Here is a 22,481-nt window from a genome sequence, read left to right as displayed (position 1 = left end):
TCGTCCTCTCCTATTTCAGCGGCAGCAAGGGCGCGCCGGTGGCGGCCTGCAGCTCTTCAAAAGTCAATCCCGGCGCCATCTCGCGCACCGCCAGGCCGGCCGGCGTCACGTCCAGCACGGCCAGGTCGGTATAGATGCGGTTGACGCAGGCCACGCCCGTCAGCGGATAGCTGCACCGGCTGACGATCTTGCTCTCGCCGCCCTTGGTCTGATGTTCCATCATGACGAACACCTGCTTGGCGCCGATCGCCAGGTCCATGGCGCCGCCGACCGCCGGTATCGCATCCGGCGCGCCGGTGTGCCAGTTGGCCAGGTCGCCGTTTTCCGCCACCTGGAAGGCGCCCAGCACGCACACGTCCAGGTGGCCGCCGCGCATCATGGCGAAGGAGTCGCCGTGGTGGAAGTAGGCGCCGCCCGTCAGCAGCGTGACCGGCTGCTTGCCGGCGTTGATCAGGTCTTCGTCTTCCTCGCCGGGCGCCGGCGCGGGGCCCATGCCCAGCAGGCCGTTCTCGCTGTGCAGGAACACTTCGCGCTCGGCCGGCAGATGATCGGCCACCTTGGTCGGCAAGCCTATGCCCAGGTTGACGTAGGCGCCTTCGGGTATGTCCTGCGCCACGCGGGCGGCCATCTGGTCGCGGGTATATTTGTTGGTCATGCCGCCTCCTTCACTACGCGCTGGACAAAGATGCCGGGGGTGATGATCGTTTCGGGATCGAGTTCGCCCAGCGCCACCACCTGCCGCACCTGGGCGATGGTGGTCTTGGCCGCCATCGCCATGATGGGGCCGAAGTTGCGCGCGGTCTTGCGGTACACCAGGTTGCCCCAACGGTCGCCTTGCAGCGCCTTGATCAGCGCGAAGTCGGCGTGGATGGGCGATTCCAGCACATAGTGGCGGCCGTCGATCAGGCGCGTCTCCTTGCCCTCCGCCAGCAGCGTGCCGTAGCCGGTCGGCGAAAAGAAACCGCCGATGCCGGCACCGGCGGCGCGGATGCGCTCGGCCAGGTTGCCCTGCGGAGTGAGCTCCAGTTCGATCTCGCCGGCGCGGTACAGCGCGTCGAAATGATGGGAGTCGGCCTGGCGCGGGAAGGAGCAGATGATCTTGCGCACCCGCCTGGCCTTGATCAGGGCTGCCAGCCCCGTTTCACCGTTGCCGGCGTTGTTGTTGACGATGGTCAGCTCGCGCGCGCCCTGCGCGATCAGCGCGTCGATCAGCGCGGATGGCATGCCGGCGTTGCCGAAGCCGCCGATCATGACCGTCGCGCCGTCGTGGATGTCGGCCACGGCGTGCTCCAGTGATGCAAATGTTTTGTCGATCATATGCCTGCCTTTTCTGTTCATTGTGCGATAATCGAACTAATGATTGATTACCGCACACTCAGTGTAGCAACGTAAGCTCGCCGCGGTCAACAAAAAAACACCTATCGAACCCGCCGGCTGCATTAAAATCACGCCATGTCCAAGACCACCAAACCCAAAACCAGCGTCGCCGAGGCCGAGCCGGAGCACGAACCGAGCATCTCCGAGCAGATCGACGCGCTGACCGATCCCAGTTTCATGACCTCGCTGGCGCGCGGCCTGGCCGTGGTGCGCGCCTTCAGCGATTCGCGCAAGCCGCAGACCATCGCCAACATCAGCCAGAAAACCGGCATTCCGCGCGCCGCCGTACGGCGCTGCCTGCACACGCTGCGCGAACTGGGCTACGTGGATGCGGAGTTGAACAATTTCTCGCTGCGCCCCAAGGTGCTGACGCTGGGCTATTCCTACCTGTCGTCGACGCCGCTGACGGTGTCGGCCCAACCCTATCTGAACAACATCAGCCGCGCGTTGAACGAATCGAGTTCGCTGGCGGTGCTGGATGACGACGAGGTGCTCTACGTGGCACGCGCCGCCACCTCGCGCGTAATGTCGGTGGCGTTGAACACCGGCAGCCGCCTGCCCGCCTACTGTACCTCGCTGGGCCGCGTGATGCTGGCGCACCTGCCCCCGGCGGAGCTGGACCAGTACCTGGCCCGCACCGCGCTGCGGCCGATGACGGAAAACACGGTGGTCAACCAGAAGCGGCTGCGCGAGATCCTGGCCGGCGTGCGCCAGGCCGGCTACGCCATCAACGACGAGGAACTGGAGTTGGGATTGCGTTCCATCGCCGTGCCGGTGCGCGGCGCGTCCGGCACGGTGCTGGCGGCGCTCAACGTGGGCGCGCAGGCGTCGCGCGTCAGCGTCAAGCAACTGGAAAAAGAGTTCCTGCCCGTGCTGCTGCGCGGAGCCCAGGAACTCTCGATACTGCTGCCTTAGAAGCTGTGGCGCAGGCCGGCCATGACACCGTTCTGCGTCATGCCCACACCCACGGTACCGCCGGCGTCCAGCGCCACCGCCGACGTGCCGGAGTTCTTCATGCGGCCCAATGCGCCATACACGGCGGTGCGCTTCGACAGGTAGTAGGTCAGGCGGGCGACCACCATGTCCACGTCCGAGCTGCTGTTCTTGGTGTCGCGGCGCGCCACCTGCACGTCCAGCGTGGACAGCGGCGTCACCGGATAGCTCACCCCCAGGAAATACAGATCCGATTCGGTCAGACCGGTGACCGCGCGCGTGGTGCGATCGACCACGCCGCCGCCGATCTTGGCCGCCCCCACCATCGCATAGGCGTTGACGGTGATGCGCTTGTCGCTGTTGTCACTGCTGGTCAGGCCGCCGGCCGCGCCGACGTTGCCGTACATGATGTCGTAGGAAGTATTCAGGCCGAATTCCTTGGTCTCGTAGCCCACCATGCCGGTGACCTGGCGGCAGGCCTTGGCATTGCCGGCCACTTCGCCAGGGCAGCCGGTGGCGGCGGGACCGCCGGCGGCCGACGAATCGCGCCCGGTGCTGTAGGTGGCGCCGACCACGAAGTTGTTGAAGTTGCCCAGGTAGCCGATGGCGTTGTCGCTGCGCGCGTTCGGCAGATAGGGATCGATGCTGCCGATCGCGAACAGGTTGGGCCCCAGCACGTCCGCCTTGATCCCGGCGAGATAGGTCATATTGATCTGGCGGCCCAGCGTCACCGTGCCGAAAGCGCCCTTCAATCCCACCGACGCCTGGCGGCCGAACAGGCGGTTGCCCTGGCCCATGTTGCCGGTGTCCATCGACAGCCCCATCTCCAGCGTGAACACCGCCTGCAAGCCGTCTCCCAGGTCCTCGTTGCCGCGGAAGCCCAGCCGCGAAGGGAAAGATCCCGTCAGCGACGGCATTTTGGTGATGCTGGCGCCGGCGGCGTTGGCGTTGGTCGTGCGGACCAGGCCAGTATCCACCAGGCCGTACACCGTGACACTGCTTTGCGCCATGGCGGCGGACGCGCTGACCCCGGCCAACAGCGCCGCGGCGCATCGGATTGCGTTCTTCATTCCAGTCTCCTGTTATGTGACAGTCGTTATTTTAAGATGTGCGATTATCGAACAATAGGTTGTTAATCGCACATAGATTGGATACTATGCATGAAGCGTTGCGCTGTCAACAAACGCCGCGTGGCAGAATTGAAGCCCGTCGTCGCCGACACACGCCGCGCCGGGCCATTCTTCATAGAGAAAACAGAAGCACACAGGAGACCAGCATGACGATGAAAAAATTTGTAGCAATTGCGACACTCGCCACCGCCGCGTGGTCGGCGATGCCGCTTGCGCAAGCCGAGGACACCATCAAGGTCGGCGTGATCGCCGCCTTCTCCGGTCCCTTCGCCGATTACGGCAAGCAGATGGAGGGCGGCATCAAGGCGTGGATGGCGCAGAACGGCGCCACCGTCGCAGGCAAGAAGATCGAGATCATCTACAAGGACACCACCGGCCCCTCGCCCGAAATCGCCAAGCGGCTGGCGCAGGAACTGGTGGTGCGCGACAAGGTCGACTTCCTGGCCGGCTTCGGCCTGACGCCGGAGGCGCTGGCCGTCGCGCCCATCGCCGAGCAGGCGAAGAAGCCGATGATCGTCATGAACGCGGCGACGTCGATCATCACCACCAAGTCCAGCTACATCGCGCGTTTTTCGATGACGCTGCCGCAGATCTCCGCGCCGATGGCGACGTGGGCGGCGAAGAACGGCATCAAGAAGGTGGTGACGCTGGCGGCGGACTACGGCCCCGGCATCGACGCCGAAGCGGCCTTCAAGAATGAGCTGGTCAAGGGCGGCGGCGCGGTGACGGAGGCGATCCGCGTCCCGCTGCGCAATCCGGAATTCGCGCCCTACATCCAGCGCATCAAGGACGCCAAGCCGGACGCGGTGTTCATCTTCGTGCCGGCCGGCGAGCAAGGCATCGCCTTCATGAAGGGCTACCGCGAGCGCGGGCTGGCCGAAGCCGGCATCAAGGTCATCGCCACCGGCGACCTGACCGACGACCACGTGCTGCCGGCCATGGGCGACGCCACGCTGGGCGTGATCACCACCTTCCACTACTCGGCGGCGCACAAGTCGCCGGAGAACGCGGCCTTCCTGAAGAGTTTTGCGAGCGCCAATCCCGGTGCGGGCCGTCCCAACTTCATGGCGGTGGCGGCGTATGACGGCATGGCGGCGATCTATGAAGTGACGCGCAAATTGAACGGCAAGATCGACGGCGACCAGGCCATGGCCATCCTGAAGAACCTCAAGCTGAACAGCCCGCGCGGACCGATCGCCATCGATCCGCAAACCCGCGACATCGTGCAGACGGTCTACGTGCGCAAGGTTGAAAAGATCGGCAATGAACTCTACAACGTCGAATTCGACCAGTTCGCCAACCAGAAAGACCCCGGCAAATAGGAAGCCGGGGCCCGCGCCCTACTCCTCGAAGATCGCCACCGCCCGCGTCCAGCCGGCGGAGGCGGCGCGGATCTTGTGCGGGAAGCAGCTGATGGTGAAGCCGGTCGGCGGCAGCGACTCCAGGTTGTGCATCTTCTCCAGGTGGCAGTAGCCGATGTCGCGGCCGGCCTTGTGGCCTTCCCAGATAAGGCCCACGTTGCCGGTTTCCTGGATCTTCTGCGCGGTGAAGCTGAACGGCGCGTCCCAGCTCCAGGCATCGGTGCCGGTCAGGCGCACGCCCCGTTCCAGCAGGTACATGGTGGCCTCGTAGCCCATGCCGCAGCCGGCGTTGACGTAGTCGGGATGGCCGTAGCGGCTGCCGGCGCGGGTGTTGACCACGACGATTTCCAGTGGCTGCAGGGTGTGGCCGATGCGCGCCAGTTCCGCCTCCACTTCCGCCGCGCTGACCACGTGGCCGTCCGGCAGATGGCGGAAGTCGAGCTTCACGCCCGGCTGGAAGCACCATTCCAGCGGCACTTCGTCGATCGTGATCGAGCGCTCCGCCTCGCCCAGCTTGCGGTTCATGGTCGAGTGAAAATGGTAGGGCGCGTCCAGATGGGTGCCGCTGTGCGTGGTCAGGCGCACCCACTCGGCGGCGGCGGCTTCGCCGTCCGGGAAGTCGCCCGGCTTGGTGCCGGGCAGCAGATGCATGAATTCGCCCAGCGTCTCCTTGTGGCTCTGGTACTCGATCTTGGGCGCTAGCATGGGCGGATCGGACAGCACGTCATTTTCAAGATAGATCGACAGGTCGACGAAACGGCGCGGCATGGAATTCCTTTCAGTGATTGGATGCCTATGCTAAGCGCCGCGAGCCGCCTTTGTACAATCACTTGTGTCGATCCCATCCATCCACCGCTTCGATACGATCGCCGCCCCGCGCTAGAGGCGGCCCCCGCCGCCGATCGGCGCTAGGTATTTCCGCCCAGGGCGGCGGCATCCATGCGCAGCACCGCCTGGTGCAGCAGTTCGCGCAGCCACACCAGGCCCGGGTCCTGGCTGCGGTATTTGTGCCACTGCATGACCTGTTCCATGCGCTTCATCGGCATCGGCATCGGCAGCAGCGCCAGCGGCAGGCCGCGGCTCACCACGCCCGCCAGCCGGCGGTGCACGGTGGCCACGCGCTCGGTGCCCACCACCAGGTAGGGCGCCCCCAGAAAGCTGAACGACGTCACCTCGACCCGACGCGTGATGCCGGTTCCCTCCATGAACAGGTACTCGAAGGTGCGGTCCATGCCGGGCGGCTGCATCACCACATGGCCGGCCGCCTTGTAGGCGTCCAGCGTCATCTCGCCGGCCGCCGCGTAGCGGCTGCCGTTCCACACCACGCAGCAGAACTGCTCCTCGAACAGCGGCTCGGTCGGATGATCGCGCGAACAGTAATCCTGCGGGATCACCAGCAGGTCGGCGTCGCCCTGCTCCAGTGTGCGCTGCGGCTGGCGCGTCTGCGGCAGCAGGTGGAAGCGCACCGTGCTCGATTGCTCCTGCGCCAGCGCCAGCAAGTGCGGCACCAGCACCGCCATCGAAAAGTCCGACACGAAGATGCGGAACTCGCGGTCCGACTGCGTCGGATCAAAGTGCGGCGTGGCCGTGATCGTCGTATTGACCCGCACCAGCACATCGCGCACCGCTTCCTGCAGCACCTCGGCGCGCGGCGTCAACTCCATGTGGCGCCCGACCTGCACCAGCAGCTCGTCGTCGAAATAGTCGCGCAGGCGCGCCAGCGAACTGCTGAGCGCCGACTGGCTCATGTGCAGCTGCTCGGCCGCGCGGCTGACGCTGCGCAGCGTGAACATGGCGTCCAGCGCCACCAGCAGATTCAAATCCAGCTTGTTGAAGCGCATGCGGTCTCCCTGTTTTTAATGTATCCATGGTATCGATACTTCGAATGCATACAATCAATTTTACACATATAGCCGGCATCGGCAAACTGGGCACTCCAAACAAAAAACAACGATGGAGACCGAGATGAACAAAACCCTGACCGTGCTGGCAGCCGCGCTGGCAGCCGGCGCCGGCCACGCCGCCGAAATCGAATTGGCCAATCCCTACTGGAGCATCCGCTTCGACAACACCGTCAAGGCCAGCGCGCTGTACCGCCTGCACGACGCCAATCCGCTGCTGGTCGACAGCACCCGCCAACTGGTGCCGGGCGTGCCGGCATCGGCCTTCCCGCAGGCGCTGAACTTCAACGCCGGCGACGACAACTTCCGCAACAAGGGCTGGGTCTCCAAGCGGGTCGACCTGCTGAGCGAATTCGACGCCGTCTACCGCAAGGACTTCGGCCTGCGCCTGAGCGGCGCCGCCTGGTACGACCAGGCCTACGGCGGCAGCACCGACGCCAGCGACACCCTGAACGGCCAGACGCCGTACAACGCCATGCCCGACGCCACCCGCAAGCTGGCCGGCCGCAAGGCCGAGGTGCTGGACGCCTTCATCTTCGGCGGCTGGGAACTGAGCCCGGGCCACAAGCTGAGCGTGCGCCTGGGCCAGCACGCGCTGGTGTACGGCGAGACGCTGTTTTTCGGCGACAACGGCATCGCCCGCGCGCAAGGGCCGATCGACGTGATGAAGCTGCAGTCCTCGCCCAACGCCCAGTTCAAGGAAATCATCCGGCCGGTGCCGCAGGTCTCCAGCCAGCTGCAACTGAGCCCGGACCTGAGCCTGGGCGCCTACTACCAGTTCCGCTGGGAGGCCGACCGCATGGCACCGGCCGGCAGCTACTTCAACACCTCCAACAATATCTGGGGCGGCTCGACGCTGCCGGAGTTCATCAACGGCAGCGTGCTGCTGCCCGGCGCCGCGCAGCGCCCGTCCAACAGCGGCCAGTTCGGCGCCCAACTCAAATGGCGTCTCGACGAGACCGACCTCGGATTCTACGCCGCGCGCTACCACGACAAGGCCGGCCAGTTCTACTCGCAGCTGAATGTCACCAGCGCCGCCCCGGGCAGCTGGTACTACATCTTCCCGGAGGCGATCACCACCTGGGGCGTCAGCGCCACTCACGCGATCGGCAACAGCAGCCTGGCGCTGGAGGCATCGGTACGCAACAACATGCCGCTGACGAACCAGAACGTGGTCTATCCGAACGTGCAGCCCGCGCCGGCCTACGCCACCGGCCATACCGCGCACCTCAACCTGTCCTGGCTCAGCACCCTGAGCCCGAACTGGCTGGCGCGCGAATCGTCGCTGATCGGCGAGCTGGCCTGGAACCGCGCGCTGTCGCAGGACGATCCGTTCCACACCATGGACGGCCTGCGCACGCGCGACGCCACGGCGCTGCAAGTGATCTACACGCCGAGCTACCGCCAGGCGCTGCCCGGCCTGGACCTGAACGTGCCGCTCGGCCTGCGCTACGTCGTCGACGGCAATTCCTCGGTCACCGGCCTGGGTTGGGGCGCCAAGCATAGCGGCACCGCCACGCTGGGATTGGACGGCACCTACCAGGGCGTGTGGCAGTTCTCCATCAGCTACAACAAATACCTGGGCAAGGCCGAACCCTTCGTCAACTACCGCCCGCTGCTGACCAATGGCGCCCCGGTCTACAGCAGCGGCAACGCGCTGGCCGACCGCGATTACCTCGCGCTGTCGCTGCGCCGCACCTTCTAATAACCACACAGGAGACCATATGAAACACCCACGCCTGATATCCGCCCTGGCGGCGCTGGCCGCGCTGGCCGCCTCGCTGCCCGCCGCCGCCGTCACGCCCGAGGAAGCGGCCAAGCTGAAAACCGAACTGACGCCGCTGGGCGCCGAAAAGGCCGGCAACAAGGACGGCAGCATCCCCGCCTGGACCGGCGGCTACACCACGGCGATCGCGGGCGACAAGCCGGGGGGCCGCCGCGGCGATCCGTTCAAGGACGAGAAACCCTTGTTTGTCGTCACCGGCAAAAACGCCGACCAATATGCCGGCGTGCTGACCGACGGCACCAAGGCCATGCTGAAAAAATATCCGGACTACCGGCTCGACGTCTACCAGACCCACCGCACCGCCGCCGCGCCGCAGTGGGTGTATGACAACACTTTCAAGAACGCCACCCGCGCCAAGCTGGCCAGCGACGTGGTCAGCGGCGCCTACGGCGGCGTCCCCTTCCCCATTCCGAAGACCGGCGCGGAAGTGATGTGGAACCACCTGCTGCGCTGGCGCGGCACCTCTTGGCAGGCCCCGCTCAATCAGTACCAGCTGACGGCCGACGGCAAGGCCGTGCTGACCACCAGCGGCACCGCCGACCTGCAGATGCCGTACTACTTCCAGGAAGGCTCGCTGGAGCAGTTCACCAAGGCCAACGAGTTCTGGCTGATCCGCCTGATCAATTCCGGTCCGCCGATCCGCGCCGGCGAAGCCATCGTCGGCCGCGACAGCATCGATCCGAGCAAGGACCAGGCCTGGGTCTACCTGACCGGCCAGCGCCGCGTGCGCAAGCTGCCGAATCCGTGCTGCGACACGCCCACGCCATCCACCGCCGGCGTGATGAGCTTTGACGAGATCGCAACCTGGACCGGCCGCACCGACCGTTTCGACTGGAAGCTGGTGGGCAAGCAGGAGATGCTGATCCCCTACAACGGCAACAAGCTGCTGCAGCCCAAGACCGACGCCGAGGTAATCGGCAAGGCCTACCTCAATCCCGACCACGTGCGCTGGGAACGGCACCGCGTGTGGGTGGTCGAGGCCGCGCTGCGCGCCGGCCAGCGCCATCAGGCGCCGAAGAGCCGCTACTACTGCGACGAGGACACCTGGAACTGCGTGCTGGGCGACCGCTGGGACGCCAACGGCCAGCTGTGGAAGACGCTGTGGTCGCAAACCTTTGTCGCGCCGGACCTGCCGGGCACCGTGATCGGCGCCTTCGGCTTCACCGACCTAGTCTCCGGCACCGCTTTCGTGGGCGACCTGTACACCGCGAAGCCGGCGCAGTATCCGCTCAAGCCGCGCTACCAGGACAGCGTCTTCACCCCTGACGCCATGGCCGGCGAAGGTGCGCGCTGATGTCGATGAAAACGTATCTGCTGGAGTGCGCATGGTACTGCGCACTGGCGCTGGGTGCCGCGCCGGCATGGGCCGCCGGCGCGCCGGACGCTCCGCCCGGCGCCGTCGCGGCGGCCCGGCTGCGGCCGGCCGTGACGGCGCAGCATGCGGCGCAGGCCGTGATGCTGGGTGCCGCCACGGCGGGGACGCGCATCGTCGCCGTCGGCGAGCGCGGCATCATCCTGCTCAGCGACGACCAGGGTAAAAACTGGCGCCAGGCCGCCGTTCCCGTCAGCGTGACGCTGACGGCGGTGCGCTTCGCCGACGCGCAGCATGGCGTCGCGGTCGGCCACGCGGGCGTGGCCCTGACCAGCGCAGACGGCGGCGCCCATTGGGAGGCGACGCTGGATGGGCAGCGCATCGCCGCGCTGGCGCTGGCGGCGGCCAAGGCCCGCGACAACGACGCCGCCATCCGCGAGGCCGAGCGGCTGGTGGCCGACGGCGCCGACAAGCCGCTGCTGGACGTCTGCCTGCTGGGCGGCGGCCGCATGCTGGCGGTGGGCGCCTACGGCCTGGCCTTCGGCAGCGACGACGGCGGCCGCACCTGGACCTCGTGGATGGACCGCATCGACAATCCAAAGGGCCTGCACCTGAACACGGTGCGCCGGGGCGGCGACGCCGTCCTGATCGGCGGCGAGCGCGGACTGGCGCTGCTGTCCACTGACGGCGGCCGGACTTTCCGGCGCCTGGAGCTGCCCTACCGGGGCAGTTTCTTCACCGCCGAACTGCCGGCGGCCAACGACCATGAGCTGGTACTGGCCGGATTGCGCGGCAACGCCTGGCGCTCCACCGACGGCGGCCGCAGCTGGCAACAGCTGGCCAGCCCGATGCCGGTATCGATCACCGCATCGGCCATCCGCGCCGACGGTTCGCTGCTGTTCGCCAACCAGGCCGGCCTGCTGCTGACCGTGCAGGGACAGGGGCTGGCGCCCTCCCCGGCCGCGCCGCTGCCGCCGCTGAACGGCGTGCTCGATCTGCGCAACGGCCAGCTGCTGGCGTTGACCATGCAGGGCATCATGCCGGTGGCCGCGCCGTTCCCGGGAGCGAAACCATGAACATGTCCGAACAATTGACGCAATTCGACCGCGCCTCCGGTTCGCTGGTCGAACGGCTGCTGTTCAACAACCGCCTGCTGGTGATGTTCGCCTGCGCGCTGGTCACGGCCCTGCTGGGCTGGCAGGCCACCAAATTGAGCATCAACGCCAGCTTCGAGAAAACCATCCCGGCCAACCATCCCTACATCCGCAACTACCTGGCCAACCAGGCCGAGTTGACGGGGCTGGGCAACGCGGTGCGCATCGCGGTCGACAATCCGCGCGGCAGCATCTACGACCGCGCCTACCTCGACACCCTGCGCAAACTGAGCGAGGAAGTGTTCCTGCTGCCCGGCGTGGCGCGCAACCAGATGAAGTCCCTGTGGACGCCCGGCACGCGCTGGGTCGGCGTGACCGAGGACGGGCTGGAAGGCGGCCCGGTGATCCCAGACGGCTATGACGATGGCGGCGCCGCCAGCCTGGCGCAGCTGCAGGCCAACATCGCCCGTTCCGGCGAGATCGGCCAGCTGGTGGCCTTCGACGCCCGCTCCAGCGTGATCTACGTGCCGCTGCTGGTGCGCGACGGCGATGGCAAGGCACTCGACTACGGCCAGTTCGCCCAGCGGCTGGAAGCGCTGCGCGCCAAGTACGAGCAACAGGGCGTGCGCATCCACATCACCGGCTTCGCCAAGCTGGTGGGCGATCTGATCGACGGCGTGCGCGCGGTGCTGGTGTTCTTCGCCATCGCGGTCGCCATCGCCACCGCCATGGTCTACTGGTACACCCGCTGCTCGCGCTCGACCGCGCTGGTGGTGCTGGCGTCGCTGGTGGCGGTGGTGTGGCAGCTCGGCATGCTGCCGATGCTTGGGTACGCGCTCGACCCCTACTCCATCCTGGTGCCGTTCCTGGTGTTCGCCATCGGCATGAGCCACGGCGCCCAGAAGATGAATGGCATCATGCAGGACGTGGGACGCGGCATGCACAAGCTGGTGGCGGCGCGCTACACCTTCCGCCGCCTGTTCCTGGCCGGGCTGACCGCGCTGCTGGCCGACGCGGTCGGCTTCGCCGTGCTGTCGACGATCGACATCGCCGTGATCCGCGAGCTGGCGGTCGCCGCCTCGCTGGGCGTGGGCATGCTGATCTTCACCAACCTGATCCTGCTGCCCATCCTGCTCAGCTACACCGGCGTCAGCGCCGACGCCGCCGCGCGCAGCCTGCGCGCCGAGGCGGCCGAGGCCTCCGGCCAGGCGCGCCATCCGCTGTGGGCGCTGCTGGACCGATTCACCGGCCGCCGCTGGGCCACCGGCGCCATCGTGGCGGCGCTGCTGCTGGCCGCGGGCGGCTATGCGCTCAGCACCCGGCTGAAGATCGGCGACCTAGATCCGGGCGCGCCGGAGCTGCGCGCCGACAGCCGCTACAACCGCGACGTCGCCGCGCTCAGCGCGTCCTACGGGGCTTCAAGCGACGTGCTGGCGGTGATGGTCAAGACGCCGGACGGACAGTGCTCGCAATACGACACGCTCAACAAAATCGATGCGCTGGAATGGCAGCTGCGCCAGATCGACGGCGTCGAGAGCAGCAACAGCCTGGCGCTGCTGAACCGCCGCGTGCTGGTGGGCCTCAACGAGGGCAACCCGAAGTGGTATGAATTCCTGCCCAACCAGGACATGCTCAACACCGTCACCGCCGGTGCCCCGCGCGGCCTGTACAACGACAGCTGCAACCTGCTGACGGTGTACGCCTACCTACGCGACCACAAGGCCGATACGCTGGCGCGCGTGGTGGCCCACGTCGAAGCCTTCGCCGCCGCCAACGACAGCAAGGACGTGCAGTTCCAGCTGGCGGCCGGATCGGCCGGCATCGAGGCCGCCACCAACATCGTGGTGCACGAGGCGTGGCGCCGCATGCTGCTGCTGGTGTATGCGGCGGTGGTGCTGCTGTGCTTCATCACCTTCCGCTCCTGGCGCGCGGTGCTGGTGGCGGTGCTGCCGCTGATGCTGACCTCCGTGCTGGCCGAGGCGCTGATGGTGGTGTTCGGCATGGGCGTCAAGGTCGCCACGCTGCCGGTGATCGCACTCGGCGTGGGCATCGGCGTCGACTACGCGCTGTACATCCTCAGCATCACGCTGGGCCAGCTGCGCCAGGGCTCCAGCCTGTCGGCCGCCTACTACCGCGCGCTGCTCTTCACCGGCAAGGTGGTGATGCTGACCGGCGTGACGCTGGCCATCGGCGTCATCACCTGGGTCTTCAGCCCGATCAAGTTCCAGGCCGACATGGGCCTGCTGCTGGGCTTCATGTTCCTATGGAATATGCTCGGCGCGCTGATCCTGGTGCCCGCTCTGTCCCACTTCCTGCTCAAGCCAGCAGCCAAACCGCTTTAACCACAAGGAGCATCAATGTTTCGCTACTTCCCCACCAACTACGTCTGGGATCTCTCGGTCAATCTCGCCATCGAGATGGGCGCCAAAATGGGCGAGATCCAGGAGATGTGCGCGCCGCTGCAGGAGGCCGCCAAGCAGCCCGACGCCGCCGGCTCGCAGGCCTTCCGCGCCACCTGGGTACGCATGGCCGACAAGCTGTGCGAACTGGCCGAAGAAGACGAGGCGCGCGGCCGCCTGATCTCGGCCGGCGACAAGTACGGCCGCGCCGCCACCTACTACCTGACCGCCGAGCGCCTGCAGGCCCATGGCGCGGAGGGCCGCGTCGCGCTGTACCGGCGCTTCCTCGACGTGTTCGCCAAGGGCATCGCGCTGGCCGGCGAAAACTGCGAGCGGGTCGAGATCTCCTACGGCGACGCGCACATCTCCGGCCTGTATGTGCGGGCCGAAGGCGTCAGCGGCCGCGCGCCGTTGCTGGTGCAGCTGAACGGCCTCGATTCGACCAAGGAGATGAAATACCGCGTCGGCCTGCCGCGCTGGCTGGCGCAGCGCGGCGTGTCCTCGCTGATCATCGACCAGCCGGGCACCGGCGAAGCCCTGCGCCTGCACGGCATGACGGCCGTCTACAACACCGAGGTATGGGCCAGCAAGGTGGTCGACTGGCTGGAGACGCGCGACGACGTCGATCCCAAGCGCATCGGCTGCGAAGGCGTGTCGCTGGGCGGCTACTACTGCCCGCGCGCGGTGGCCTTCGAGCCGCGCTTCGCCTGCGGCGTCGTGTGGGGCGCCAACCACGACTGGCGCGACGTGCAGAAAAAGCGCCTGCAGAAAGAAGGCAGCTTCCCGGTGCCGCACTACTGGGCACACGTGCAATGGGTCTGGGGCGCGAAGGACATGGACGACTTCATGAAGATCGCCGAGAACGTGCACCTGGACGGCGTGATCGAGCGCATCAAGGTGCCGTTCCTGGTCACCCACGGCAGCAAAGACTCGCAGATCCCGCTGCACTGGGCCGAACGCACCTACGAACAGCTGGTCAACAGCCCGAAACGCGAGCTGAAGATCTTCACCGAACGCGAAGGCGGCGTGCAGCACTCCAGCTTCGACAACTCCGCCAATGCCGGCGCCTACATAGCCGACTGGGTCGCCGAGACCCTGGGCGGGCGAGTATCCCTCTAACCACAAGGAATCACACATGAATATCATCGGACCAGATGCACTCGTTTTCGGCGTCGACGACGTCGCCGCCTGCAGCCAGTACCTGACCGACTACGGCCTGACGCCGGTCGGCGTCACGGCCGCCGGCGGCCGCTTCGAAGCGCTGGACGGCACCGCCATCGTCATCGCCCACCAGGACGACGCCTCGCTGCCGCCGCCGCTGCCGACCCGCACCATGCTGCGCAAGACCGTCTACGGCGTGGCCGACAGCGCCACGCTGGGCGCCATCGCCGAAGAACTGGGCAAGGACCGCGAAGTGCGCCGCCTGCCCGACGGCTCGATCGAAAGCACCGACGATTCGGGCTTCGTGCTGGGCTTCCAGGTCAGCGTGCGGCGGACCATTTCGCTGGCGGCGGAAACCATCAACGCGCCGGGCGCTCCGGCGCAACGCGGCGCCAACGTGGTGGCGGCGAGCGAACAAGCCGTGATCCAGCCGCGCACCTTGTCGCACGTGGTCTACTTCGTGCCGGATACGGACAAGGCGGAAGCGTTCTATATCGAACGCCTCGGTTTCCGCTGCACCGACCGCCTGGGCGGCGCAGGTCCCTTCCTGCAGCCAGCCGGCACGCTGGACCACCACACCCTGTTCCTGATCAAGACCCCGCCGTTCATGCAGGGCGTGGAGCACTTCACCTTCCACCTGGGCGGACCGAGCGAATTGATGCAGGCCGGCACCCGCTTCGTCGACAAGGGCTATCAGTCGTTCTGGGGGCCGGGCCGCCACAAGTTCGGCTCCAACTGGTTCTGGTACTTCAACAGCCCGTTGGGTTGTCACGTCGAGTACGACGCCGACATGGACCTGCACGACGCCGACTGGCAACCGCGCACCGTGCCGATGAGCGCCGACGCCTCGCAGCTGTTCCTGTTCCAGGCGCGCGACAAGTGGGCGCCATCCGGCCCGCCTCCCGGCGCCGCAGGCGCTCCACCAGCCGCGCACTAGGAGGGGCGCCATGCAGGCCTCCGACCTTCTGCTGTGCCGCCTGGAAGAACTGCCCGACGGCGAAGCGCGCGGCTTCGACCCGCTGGGCAGCGGCCAGGACAGCGTGCTGGTGGTGCGCCAGGGCGGGCGCCTGCATGCCTACCGCGACCTGTGCCCGCACTACGGCGACACGCCGATGGCGTGGCGCCGGCATGCCTATCTGAACGCTGAGCGCAGCCACATCGTCTGCGCGGCGCACGGCGCGCTGTTCGAGATCGACGGCGGCGCCTGCGTGCGCGGCCCGTGCCTGGGCCAGGCGCTGACGCCGGTGGCCATCGCCGTCAACGCCGCCGGCGAAGTCTGGCTGGCCGGCGATCCACAATAAAAAAGCAGGAGACCACATGAAACCAATACGCTGGCGCCGGCCATTGCCCCTGGCGCTGCTTCGGCCGCGACCCGCCCAAGGGCAGCGGCGCCAACTCGGCCTGCGCCCCCGGCTCCTGCTGGGCATGGGAGCGCTGATGCTGCTGTTCGGCGCCACCACGGTGCTGGCGCTGTGGCACCTGCAATCGGCGTCGGACCAGCTGCAGCGCATCGTCGAACGCGACGCCCGCCGCGCCGACCTGGCGCACCGGCTGCAGACCGCGCTGCTGGACATCGGCATGCAGGAACGCACGCTGCTGCCGATGACCGATGCCGAGGACCTGAAAGCGCAATCCGCGCTGCTGCGTCAAGCCAAGGCGGGCTACGACCGCACCGAGGCCCAACTGGCGGCGCTGCCGGCCGAAGCCGGCGAAGAGGAACCCACGCTGGCCGGCCAGCTGGCCGCCATCCGCGCGGTGCGCGCCGAAATCGCCCCGGTGCATGAGCGCGCGATGGATCTGGTGGTGCAGGGCGCCGGCGCCGAGGCGGCGTTCGCCCTGCTGCTGCAGACCGAGCGCGCGGAGCAGCAATGGCGTGAGCGCATCGCTGCCATCGTCACCCGGATCAGCCGCAGCAACGAGGCGGTATACCTGCAGGCCAGGCAGCGCGCGCAACAGGCCCGCACCCTGCTGCTGTCGGCGCTGGCGTTGGCGACTGCCGCCAGCCTGCCATTGGCGCTGGGCCTGGCGCGCAACATCACGGTGCCGGTGGCCGAGGCGACCAGGGTGGCCGAATCGATCGCCGGCGGCGACCTGGCGTCGGCGATCCAGGTCCAGCGCGCGGACGAACTGGGACGGCTGCTGGGCGCGATCGGCGGCATGCAGGACAAGTTGCGCCGTATCGTCGGCGGGCTGGACGCCTCGGCCGATGCGATCGCCGGCGCCAGCAGCGCGATCGCCGTCAGCAGCCGCGAACTGTCCGAACGCACCGAGCAAACCGCATCGGGACTGCGCCAGACCACCGCCGCCATGCTCGACCTGGCGGCCATGGTGACCCGCAGCGCCGAGGCGGCCCAGCTGGCGAAGACGCAGACCGACAGCGTGCGGCGCCAGGCGCAGGACGGCGGCAACGCGATGGCGCAGGTCACTGCGGGCATGGAGGGCATCCGTCAGGCCACCCGCAAGATCGACGACATTGTCCGCATCATCAGCGGCATCGCCTTCCAGACCAATATCCTGGCACTGAACGCCGCCGTGGAGGCGGCACGCGCCGGCGAACATGGGCGCGGCTTCGCGGTGGTCGCGGCCGAGGTCCGCACACTGGCCCAGCGCGCCGCCGGCGCCGCGACCCAGATCGGAAGCCTGAGCCGCGAGGCGGACAGCCGCATCGCCGCCAGCAGCGCGCAGGTGGCTCATGCGGCGGCCAACGCCGACACGCTGATCACGATGAGCGACGGCGTGGCGGCGCTGGTCAGCGACATCTCCGGCGCCGCCATCGAGCAGAACGCCAGCCTGCGCGAGATCGGCACCGTATTGAGCCAGCTGGACGCGATGACGCAGCAGAACGCCGCCATGGGCGCGGTGTCGGTCGATACCGCCACCGTGCTCGGCACCGAAGCGGGACGGCTGGTCGGCCTGGTACAGCTGTTCCAGGCACCACAGCCATCGATCGTATCGATATAAGCCATGCATTTAATCAATTTTACAAATAAGGCCTGAATCCGCACACTAGGCCCACAGCATCGCAAAACAACAATCATTGAACCAATGGAGACCCACATGACATCCCCTGCACAAAACATCCTGATCATCGGCGGCGGCTTTTCCGGCATGGCCGCGGCCATCCAGCTGCGCAAGCAGGGCCTGGCCGTGGAGGTGGCGGAGATCGATCCCGGCTGGCGTTCCTACGGTGCCGGCATCAGCCTGGGCGGCGCCACGCTGCGCGCCTTCAAGACGCTGGGCATCCTCGAACAATTCATGGCGCAAGGCTCGGCCGCCGACGACGTCGACCTGTTCCTGCCGCATGGCCAGCAGATCGCCGTGCTGCCGACGCCACGCCTGGCCGGACCCGAAATCCCCGGCGGCGGCGCCATCATGCGTCCGGTGCTGGCCAAGATACTGGCCGACGCCACCATCGCCAGCGGCGCCAAAGTGCGCCTGGGTTGCACCTTCACCGCGCTGCGCCAGCACGCCGACGGCGTCGAGGTCACCTTCACCGACGGAGAAACGCGCAACTACGACCTGGTGATCGGCGCCGACGGCCTGTATTCCAAGGTGCGCGAGGCGGTGCTGCCGGAAGCGTCGCAGCCGCAGTACACCGGCCAGTGCGTGTGGCGCGCGGTGCTGCCGCGGCCAGCCGAAGTGGAACGGGCCATGATGTGGGTCGGCCCCAAGATCAAGACCGGCGTCAATCCGGTCTCGCGCGACCAGATGTACCTGTTCGTCACCGAAGACCGCGCCGACAACGTGCAGATCGATCCGAAGCAGTTCGCGTCCATGCTGTCCGAGCTGCTGGCACCCTTCTCCGCGCCGCTGATGCAGCAGTGCCGCGCCGCGCTCAACGAAGACTCGCAGATCGTCTACCGCCCGCTGGAGCAGTTGCTGGTGCGGCAGCCATGGCACAGCGGCCGCGTGGTGCTGATCGGCGACACCGTGCACGCCACCACGCCGCACATGGCCTCCGGCGCCTGCATCGGCATCGAGGACGCCATCGTGCTGGCCGAGGAACTGGGCAGCGCCGCCAGCGTCGAGCAGGCGCTGACGCAGTTCGAGGCGCGGCGCTGGGAGCGCTGCCGCATGGTGGTGGAGAACTCGGGCCGGCTGGGCGAGATCGAGATCACCGGCGGCGACAAAGCCGAGCACGCGCAGATCATGCGCGACACCCACATGGCGCTGGCCGCGCCGATCTGAGCGCGGGAGCCTGCCATGGAGAATCACGACAAGCTTGACGAACGCTGGCCCGGCCGCATCGCTCTGATGGTGGCGCACTGCGCCGGCATGGTGGACCTGGTGGCGCTGCCGGTATGGGTCGGCACGCTGATCACCCGCTACGGCTTCGACCCGCAACGGGCCGGCGCGCTGGCCACGCTGTTCCTGCTGGGCGCCGTCGGCTGCAGCCTGGTATGCGCGCCGCGCTTCCACCGGCTGCGTGCCAATGTGGTGGCGCCGTGCGGCTTCGCGCTGGCCGGCATCGCTTTCTTCGCCACGGCCCTGACCAGCGACTTCACGTTGATGGCGGTGCTGCACGCGCTGGCCGGCGCGGCGGCCGGCAGCGCCCTCAGCATGGCGCACGGCACCATGGGCCGCGGCCGCAATCCGCACCGCATGTTCGCGCTGGCCGGCATGGCGCTGGGCATATTCGCGATCGTTTTCCTCGGCCTGACGCCCGTCCTGGTGGCCGCCGGCGGCGGCCCGGTGCTGTTCCGCGTGTTCGCCGCGGTGATGCTGGTGGCAGCCGTGGTCACGGCCGTCGCCTTTCCTGCGGGTCCTGTCGCCCCCGCCGCCGGCGCCCGGACCGGTCACGCCGCCGGCGCCGGCGGCATCAGCGCGGCGGTCTGGTTTGCCGCGCTGGGCATCAGTTGCATGGGACTGGTGCAGGCCATGATGTTCAGCTTCCTCGAACGGATAGGCGCGGACCGCGGCTTCGCGCCCGCCGCCGTCACCGGCGTGCTGATCGCGCTGGGCTTCGTCAACCTGATCCCGGCGCCGCTGGCAGCGCTGCTGCAACGGCGCTGGCCCGCGCATCTGGTGGTGTTGGGCGGACCGGTGGCGCAGGCTGCGCTGGCGGTGACCATCGCCGGCAGCACAGGCTACCTGCCTTACGCCGTCGCCGGCGCCATGTTTGCCGCCGTGATGATCTTCACCCACACCTTCGCCTTCGGACTGGTGGCGCAGCTCGATCCGGGCGGCCGCGCGCTGTCGGCCACGCCCGCCATGCTGATGGTGGGCGCCGCCATCGGCCCCGTGCTCGGCGGCACCCTGGTCAAGCACGCCGGCTACGGGGTGCTTGGCAGCGCCGCCGTACTGCTGGCCATCGCCGCGGTCTACTGCTTCGCGCAGGCCGGCCGCCGCCGCGCCGTCGTGCTTTCCTGATGATAGAAACCGGAGTTCCCCTATGACCTTCCCCCCGATACACCGCGTCGTCACCGGCCATGACGCAGCCGGCAAAGCCATCGTCAGCACTGAGGGCGCGCTGCCCACCGTGGTCGAACTGTCGGCCATACCCGGCACCGTGTTCCACGAAGTCTGGAGCACGGCCGCCACGCCGGCACCGGCCGACAACGGCCCCGATCCCACCACCGGCCCGCTGACGCTGCCGCCACCGAAGCTGGGCACGCGGTTGCGTTTCGTCGACATCCCACCTGATACCGCCGAATTCCTGGCCCATGGCGCGGCACGGATGCAAGAAGCTTTCACCGAGGTCGGCGACGCCGCAGCATCGACGGTACGCGCCCACTCGCCGCACCCGCTGATGCACCGCACCGAGTCGGTCGACTACGGCATCGTCATCGAAGGCGAACTGACGCTGGTGCTCGACGACTCCGAAGTGCAGCTGCATCCCGGCAGTGTGGTGATCCAGCGCGGCACCAACCATGCCTGGGCCAACCGTTCGCAGCGGCCCTGCCGCATCTTGTTCATGCTGATCGACGGTGCCTACGATCCGGCCATCGCCACCGCGCTCGCGGCGCGCTGAGCTCAACCAACATACAGACACTGACCATGAAATTCGCTACCCTGCAAGACCGCACGTTGGACGGCCGCCTGCTGCTCGTTTCGCGCGACCTGACCCGCTGCGTCGAAGCCGGCGACCTCGCCCCTTCCCTGCTGTACGCGCTGCGGCACTGGAACGACGTCGAGGCCGGCCTGCGCGAGCGCTACGACGCGCTCAACGCCGGCCAACTGGCCGGCCAGCCCTTCGAACCCCGCCTCTGCGCGGCGCCTCTGCCGCGCAGCCCACAATGGTGCGACGGCTCCGCCTTCCTCAATCACGCCCACCTGATGGCGCAAGCGTTCGACACCCCGCCCATCCCCGACCTGGACACCATTCCGCTGATGTATCAGGGCGCCAGCGACGACTTCCTCGGCCCGCACGACAAGGTGCCGCTGCCCAGCGAAGCCGACGGCATCGACTTCGAGGGCGAATTCGGCGTCATCGTCGACGCGGTGGCGATGGCCAGCACGCCGGCCGAAGCGCTGGCGTCGGTGCGGCTGGTGGTACAGCTGAACGACTGGAGCCTGCGCGCCATGGGCCCGCGCGAAATGCGCACCGGCTTCGGCTTCCTGCAAGCCAAGCCGTCGACCAGCTTTGCCCCGGTGGCCGTCACGCCAGACGAACTGGGCAACGCCTGGCAGGACGGCCGTGTGCACCTGCAACTGGAAGTGGAATGGAACGGCGAGCGCTTCGGCCAGCCGCACGGTGGCGAAATGAGCTTCGGCTTCGGCGACCTGATCGCCCACGCGGCGCGCACGCGGCGGCTCACGCCCGGCACCATCATCGGCACCGGCACCGTATCGAACGCCAGCCGCGCTGCGGGTTCGGCCTGCATCGCGGAGCGGCGCGTGATCGAAATCATCGACCAGGGCGCCGCCCGCACGGGCTTCATGCGCTTTGGCGACAAGGTCCGCATGGAGGCGCGCTGGCCCGGCGGCGGCCACGGTCCGTTCGGCGTCATCGAGCAACAGGTGGTACGCGCGGAGCGCGCGGCATGAGTCATATCGTGATCACCGGCGCCAACGGCTTTGTCGGCCGCGCGCTGGTGCGCCGCTTGCAGGAAGATCCAAAGCATCAGTTGACGCTGATCGACCAATCGTTCGACAGCGCGCCGGCCGGCCCGAATACACGACGGGTCCTCGGCTCGTTCGGCGATCCCGCCGTGCTGGATGACGCGCTGCGCCTGCCGGCCGACATCGTGTTCCACCTGGCCAGCGTGCCCGGCTCTCTGGCCGAGCGCGAACACGCGCTGGGCTACCAGGTCAACCTGCAGGCCACGCTGACGCTGGCCCACCGGCTGGCCGCGCAAGGCCGCAAACAACGGCGTGCGCCACGCTTCGTGTTTGCCAGTTCGGTCGCGGTCTATGGTCCGCTCGGCGCGGACGCGGTGCATGAAGACCAGCCGGCCCGGCCGGCGATCAGCTACGGCGCCCACAAGCTGATGGCGGAAATCGAACTGGCCGACTTGAGCCGGCGCGGCGAGCTGGACGCGGTCAGCCTGCGGCTGCCGGGCATCGTAGCCCGGCCGGCGGCCGAAACGGGCCATGGCTCGGCCTTCATGAGCCTCGTCATGCACCGGCTGGCGGCCGGCGAGCCGTATGTCTGTCCGGTGTCGGCGCAGGCGACCGCCTGGTGGATGTCGCTGCCCTGCTGTGTCGACAACCTGCTGCACGCGGCGGCGATGAGCACCGCCGAAGCGCCCGCGTCGCGCTGCTGGCAACTACCCGTACTACACCTCAGCATGGAACAGCTCCTGGCGGCGCTGGTGGAGCGCTATGGTGCGCGCTGCCGACAGCTGATCAGCCATCAGCCGGACCCGCGGATCGAAGCGCTGTTCGGCAACTACCCCGCGCTGCGCACGCCGGCCGCGCTGGCCGCCGGCTTCCGCCATGATGGAGATGCGGCCCGGTTGATCCAGCAGGCCCTCGCACCCACGCCTTAAAAGACGCCAGCTTGACGGGGGCCCCCCCCCGCGCCCCCAGCCGCCCCCCCCCGCGAGCGAGTGGAACAGCCCCAAAAAAAACACCCCCCGCGGGGG

At 67.8% G+C, this 22,481-nt stretch carries 20 protein-coding genes; 15 read left to right on the top strand and 5 right to left on the bottom strand.

Features of this window, described 5'->3' with window-relative positions; genetic code table 11:
* Nucleotides 1-10: 10 nt before the first annotated feature.
* Together ACCD07_RS03250 and ACCD07_RS03245 are read right to left on the bottom strand one after the other, a co-directional pair.
* Nucleotides 11-655, bottom strand: coding sequence for a CoA transferase subunit B (locus ACCD07_RS03250; RefSeq protein WP_176650287.1), 645 nt, complete (start codon nt 653-655; stop codon nt 11-13).
* The gene (locus tag ACCD07_RS03245; RefSeq protein ID WP_413446488.1) at nt 652-1,317 is read right to left on the bottom strand and encodes a 3-oxoacid CoA-transferase subunit A; all 666 of its coding nucleotides are present in this window, start codon (nt 1,315-1,317) and stop codon (nt 652-654) included. The genes ACCD07_RS03250 and ACCD07_RS03245 overlap by 4 nt, the downstream gene beginning before the upstream one ends.
* A 135-nt stretch (nt 1,318-1,452) precedes the next feature.
* Here ACCD07_RS03245 and ACCD07_RS03240 point away from each other — a divergent pair, with 135 nt between their 5' ends.
* On the top strand, nt 1,453-2,292 hold the full coding sequence (locus ACCD07_RS03240) for an IclR family transcriptional regulator C-terminal domain-containing protein (protein ID WP_116988973.1): 840 nt from the start codon (nt 1,453-1,455) through the stop codon (nt 2,290-2,292).
* Here ACCD07_RS03240 and ACCD07_RS03235 read toward each other — a convergent pair.
* Nucleotides 2,289-3,380, bottom strand: coding sequence for a porin (locus tag ACCD07_RS03235; RefSeq protein ID WP_353397774.1), 1,092 nt, complete (start codon nt 3,378-3,380; stop codon nt 2,289-2,291). The two genes, ACCD07_RS03240 and ACCD07_RS03235, sit on opposite strands and share 4 nt — an antisense overlap.
* Nucleotides 3,381-3,586: 206 nt before the next feature.
* Between ACCD07_RS03235 and ACCD07_RS03230 the strand changes: the two genes are divergently transcribed.
* Entirely contained in the window at nt 3,587-4,762 is a 1,176-nt protein-coding gene (locus ACCD07_RS03230) for an ABC transporter substrate-binding protein (protein ID WP_413446487.1), read from the top strand.
* Nucleotides 4,763-4,780: 18 nt separating this feature from the next.
* Here ACCD07_RS03230 and ACCD07_RS03225 read toward each other — a convergent pair whose 3' ends face one another.
* Together ACCD07_RS03225 and ACCD07_RS03220 are read right to left on the bottom strand one after the other, a co-directional pair.
* Nucleotides 4,781-5,569, bottom strand: a complete 789-nt coding sequence (locus ACCD07_RS03225) for a cyclase family protein (protein ID WP_353397769.1) — start codon at nt 5,567-5,569, stop codon at nt 4,781-4,783.
* A gap of 140 nt (nt 5,570-5,709) precedes the next feature.
* Nucleotides 5,710-6,642, bottom strand: a complete 933-nt coding sequence (locus ACCD07_RS03220) for a LysR family transcriptional regulator (protein ID WP_353397767.1) — start codon at nt 6,640-6,642, stop codon at nt 5,710-5,712.
* Between the two features lie 124 nt (nt 6,643-6,766).
* Here ACCD07_RS03220 and ACCD07_RS03215 point away from each other — a divergent pair, with 124 nt between their 5' ends.
* The 13 genes from ACCD07_RS03215 (at nt 6,767) to ACCD07_RS03155 (ending at nt 22,385) form a co-directional block, all read left to right on the top strand.
* Nucleotides 6,767-8,407 carry a DUF1302 domain-containing protein gene (locus tag ACCD07_RS03215; protein ID WP_413446486.1) on the top strand — a complete coding sequence of 547 codons (1,641 nt, stop codon included), beginning with the start codon at nt 6,767-6,769 and terminating at the stop codon, nt 8,405-8,407.
* A 19-nt stretch (nt 8,408-8,426) separates the two neighbouring features.
* Nucleotides 8,427-9,782: a DUF1329 domain-containing protein gene (locus ACCD07_RS03210; RefSeq protein ID WP_176650280.1), complete on the top strand. Its 1,356-nt coding sequence runs from the start codon at nt 8,427-8,429 to the stop codon at nt 9,780-9,782.
* Nucleotides 9,782-10,876, top strand: coding sequence for a YCF48-related protein (locus tag ACCD07_RS03205; RefSeq protein ID WP_413446485.1), 1,095 nt, complete (start codon nt 9,782-9,784; stop codon nt 10,874-10,876). Before ACCD07_RS03210 ends, ACCD07_RS03205 begins: the two co-directional genes overlap by 1 nt.
* On the top strand, nt 10,873-13,236 hold the full coding sequence (locus tag ACCD07_RS03200; protein ID WP_413446484.1) for an efflux RND transporter permease subunit: 2,364 nt from the start codon (nt 10,873-10,875) through the stop codon (nt 13,234-13,236). The genes ACCD07_RS03205 and ACCD07_RS03200 overlap by 4 nt, the downstream gene beginning before the upstream one ends.
* A gap of 15 nt (nt 13,237-13,251) precedes the next feature.
* Complete coding sequence (locus tag ACCD07_RS03195; RefSeq protein WP_413446483.1) at nt 13,252-14,412, top strand: alpha/beta hydrolase family protein; 1,161 nt, start codon at nt 13,252-13,254, stop codon at nt 14,410-14,412.
* Nucleotides 14,413-14,428: 16 nt separating this feature from the next.
* Entirely contained in the window at nt 14,429-15,391 is a 963-nt protein-coding gene (locus ACCD07_RS03190; protein WP_176650276.1) for a VOC family protein, read from the top strand.
* 10 nt (nt 15,392-15,401) lie between these two features.
* Nucleotides 15,402-15,755, top strand: coding sequence for a Rieske (2Fe-2S) protein (locus ACCD07_RS03185; protein ID WP_413446482.1), 354 nt, complete (start codon nt 15,402-15,404; stop codon nt 15,753-15,755).
* Nucleotides 15,756-15,771: 16 nt separating this feature from the next.
* Nucleotides 15,772-17,415 (top strand): methyl-accepting chemotaxis protein, encoded by a 1,644-nt coding sequence (locus tag ACCD07_RS03180; protein ID WP_413446481.1) that lies wholly within the window; start codon nt 15,772-15,774, stop codon nt 17,413-17,415.
* Nucleotides 17,416-17,511: 96 nt separating this feature from the next.
* Complete coding sequence (locus tag ACCD07_RS03175; RefSeq protein ID WP_176650273.1) at nt 17,512-18,642, top strand: FAD-dependent oxidoreductase; 1,131 nt, start codon at nt 17,512-17,514, stop codon at nt 18,640-18,642.
* Nucleotides 18,643-18,657: 15 nt separating this feature from the next.
* Entirely contained in the window at nt 18,658-19,824 is a 1,167-nt protein-coding gene (locus ACCD07_RS03170; RefSeq protein ID WP_413446480.1) for an MFS transporter, read from the top strand.
* A 22-nt stretch (nt 19,825-19,846) separates the two neighbouring features.
* Complete coding sequence (locus ACCD07_RS03165; RefSeq protein ID WP_176650271.1) at nt 19,847-20,425, top strand: cupin domain-containing protein; 579 nt, start codon at nt 19,847-19,849, stop codon at nt 20,423-20,425.
* A 26-nt stretch (nt 20,426-20,451) separates the two neighbouring features.
* On the top strand, nt 20,452-21,441 hold the full coding sequence (locus ACCD07_RS03160) for a fumarylacetoacetate hydrolase family protein (RefSeq protein WP_413446479.1): 990 nt from the start codon (nt 20,452-20,454) through the stop codon (nt 21,439-21,441).
* Entirely contained in the window at nt 21,438-22,385 is a 948-nt protein-coding gene (locus tag ACCD07_RS03155; RefSeq protein ID WP_413446478.1) for an NAD-dependent epimerase/dehydratase family protein, read from the top strand. The genes ACCD07_RS03160 and ACCD07_RS03155 overlap by 4 nt, the downstream gene beginning before the upstream one ends.
* The last annotated feature ends 96 nt before the right edge of the window (nt 22,386-22,481 follow it).

Source organism: Duganella sp. Dugasp56 (assembly GCF_047304105.1).
Classification (GTDB): domain Bacteria; phylum Pseudomonadota; class Gammaproteobacteria; order Burkholderiales; family Burkholderiaceae_D; genus Rugamonas; species Rugamonas hordei.
The sequence above is the reverse complement of the archived record's forward strand: the minus strand, read 5'-3'. Positions and strand labels throughout refer to the sequence as shown.

Bases quoted from the DNA above. Each gene is read 5' to 3' on its own strand.
- ACCD07_RS03250 (WP_176650287.1), bottom strand. From the start codon at position 655: ATGACCAACAAATATACCCGCGACCAGATGGCCGCCCGCGTGGCGCAG.
- ACCD07_RS03245 (WP_413446488.1), bottom strand. From the start codon at position 1,317: ATGATCGACAAAACATTTGCATCACTGGAGCACGCCGTGGCCGACATC.
- ACCD07_RS03240 (WP_116988973.1), top strand. From the start codon at position 1,453: ATGTCCAAGACCACCAAACCCAAAACCAGCGTCGCCGAGGCCGAGCCG.
- ACCD07_RS03235 (WP_353397774.1), bottom strand. From the start codon at position 3,380: ATGAAGAACGCAATCCGATGCGCCGCGGCGCTGTTGGCCGGGGTCAGC.
- ACCD07_RS03230 (WP_413446487.1), top strand. From the start codon at position 3,587: ATGACGATGAAAAAATTTGTAGCAATTGCGACACTCGCCACCGCCGCG.
- ACCD07_RS03225 (WP_353397769.1), bottom strand. From the start codon at position 5,569: ATGCCGCGCCGTTTCGTCGACCTGTCGATCTATCTTGAAAATGACGTG.
- ACCD07_RS03220 (WP_353397767.1), bottom strand. From the start codon at position 6,642: ATGCGCTTCAACAAGCTGGATTTGAATCTGCTGGTGGCGCTGGACGCC.
- ACCD07_RS03215 (WP_413446486.1), top strand. From the start codon at position 6,767: ATGAACAAAACCCTGACCGTGCTGGCAGCCGCGCTGGCAGCCGGCGCC.
- ACCD07_RS03210 (WP_176650280.1), top strand. From the start codon at position 8,427: ATGAAACACCCACGCCTGATATCCGCCCTGGCGGCGCTGGCCGCGCTG.
- ACCD07_RS03205 (WP_413446485.1), top strand. From the start codon at position 9,782: ATGTCGATGAAAACGTATCTGCTGGAGTGCGCATGGTACTGCGCACTG.
- ACCD07_RS03200 (WP_413446484.1), top strand. From the start codon at position 10,873: ATGAACATGTCCGAACAATTGACGCAATTCGACCGCGCCTCCGGTTCG.
- ACCD07_RS03195 (WP_413446483.1), top strand. From the start codon at position 13,252: ATGTTTCGCTACTTCCCCACCAACTACGTCTGGGATCTCTCGGTCAAT.
- ACCD07_RS03190 (WP_176650276.1), top strand. From the start codon at position 14,429: ATGAATATCATCGGACCAGATGCACTCGTTTTCGGCGTCGACGACGTC.
- ACCD07_RS03185 (WP_413446482.1), top strand. From the start codon at position 15,402: ATGCAGGCCTCCGACCTTCTGCTGTGCCGCCTGGAAGAACTGCCCGAC.
- ACCD07_RS03180 (WP_413446481.1), top strand. From the start codon at position 15,772: ATGAAACCAATACGCTGGCGCCGGCCATTGCCCCTGGCGCTGCTTCGG.
- ACCD07_RS03175 (WP_176650273.1), top strand. From the start codon at position 17,512: ATGACATCCCCTGCACAAAACATCCTGATCATCGGCGGCGGCTTTTCC.
- ACCD07_RS03170 (WP_413446480.1), top strand. From the start codon at position 18,658: ATGGAGAATCACGACAAGCTTGACGAACGCTGGCCCGGCCGCATCGCT.
- ACCD07_RS03165 (WP_176650271.1), top strand. From the start codon at position 19,847: ATGACCTTCCCCCCGATACACCGCGTCGTCACCGGCCATGACGCAGCC.
- ACCD07_RS03160 (WP_413446479.1), top strand. From the start codon at position 20,452: ATGAAATTCGCTACCCTGCAAGACCGCACGTTGGACGGCCGCCTGCTG.
- ACCD07_RS03155 (WP_413446478.1), top strand. From the start codon at position 21,438: ATGAGTCATATCGTGATCACCGGCGCCAACGGCTTTGTCGGCCGCGCG.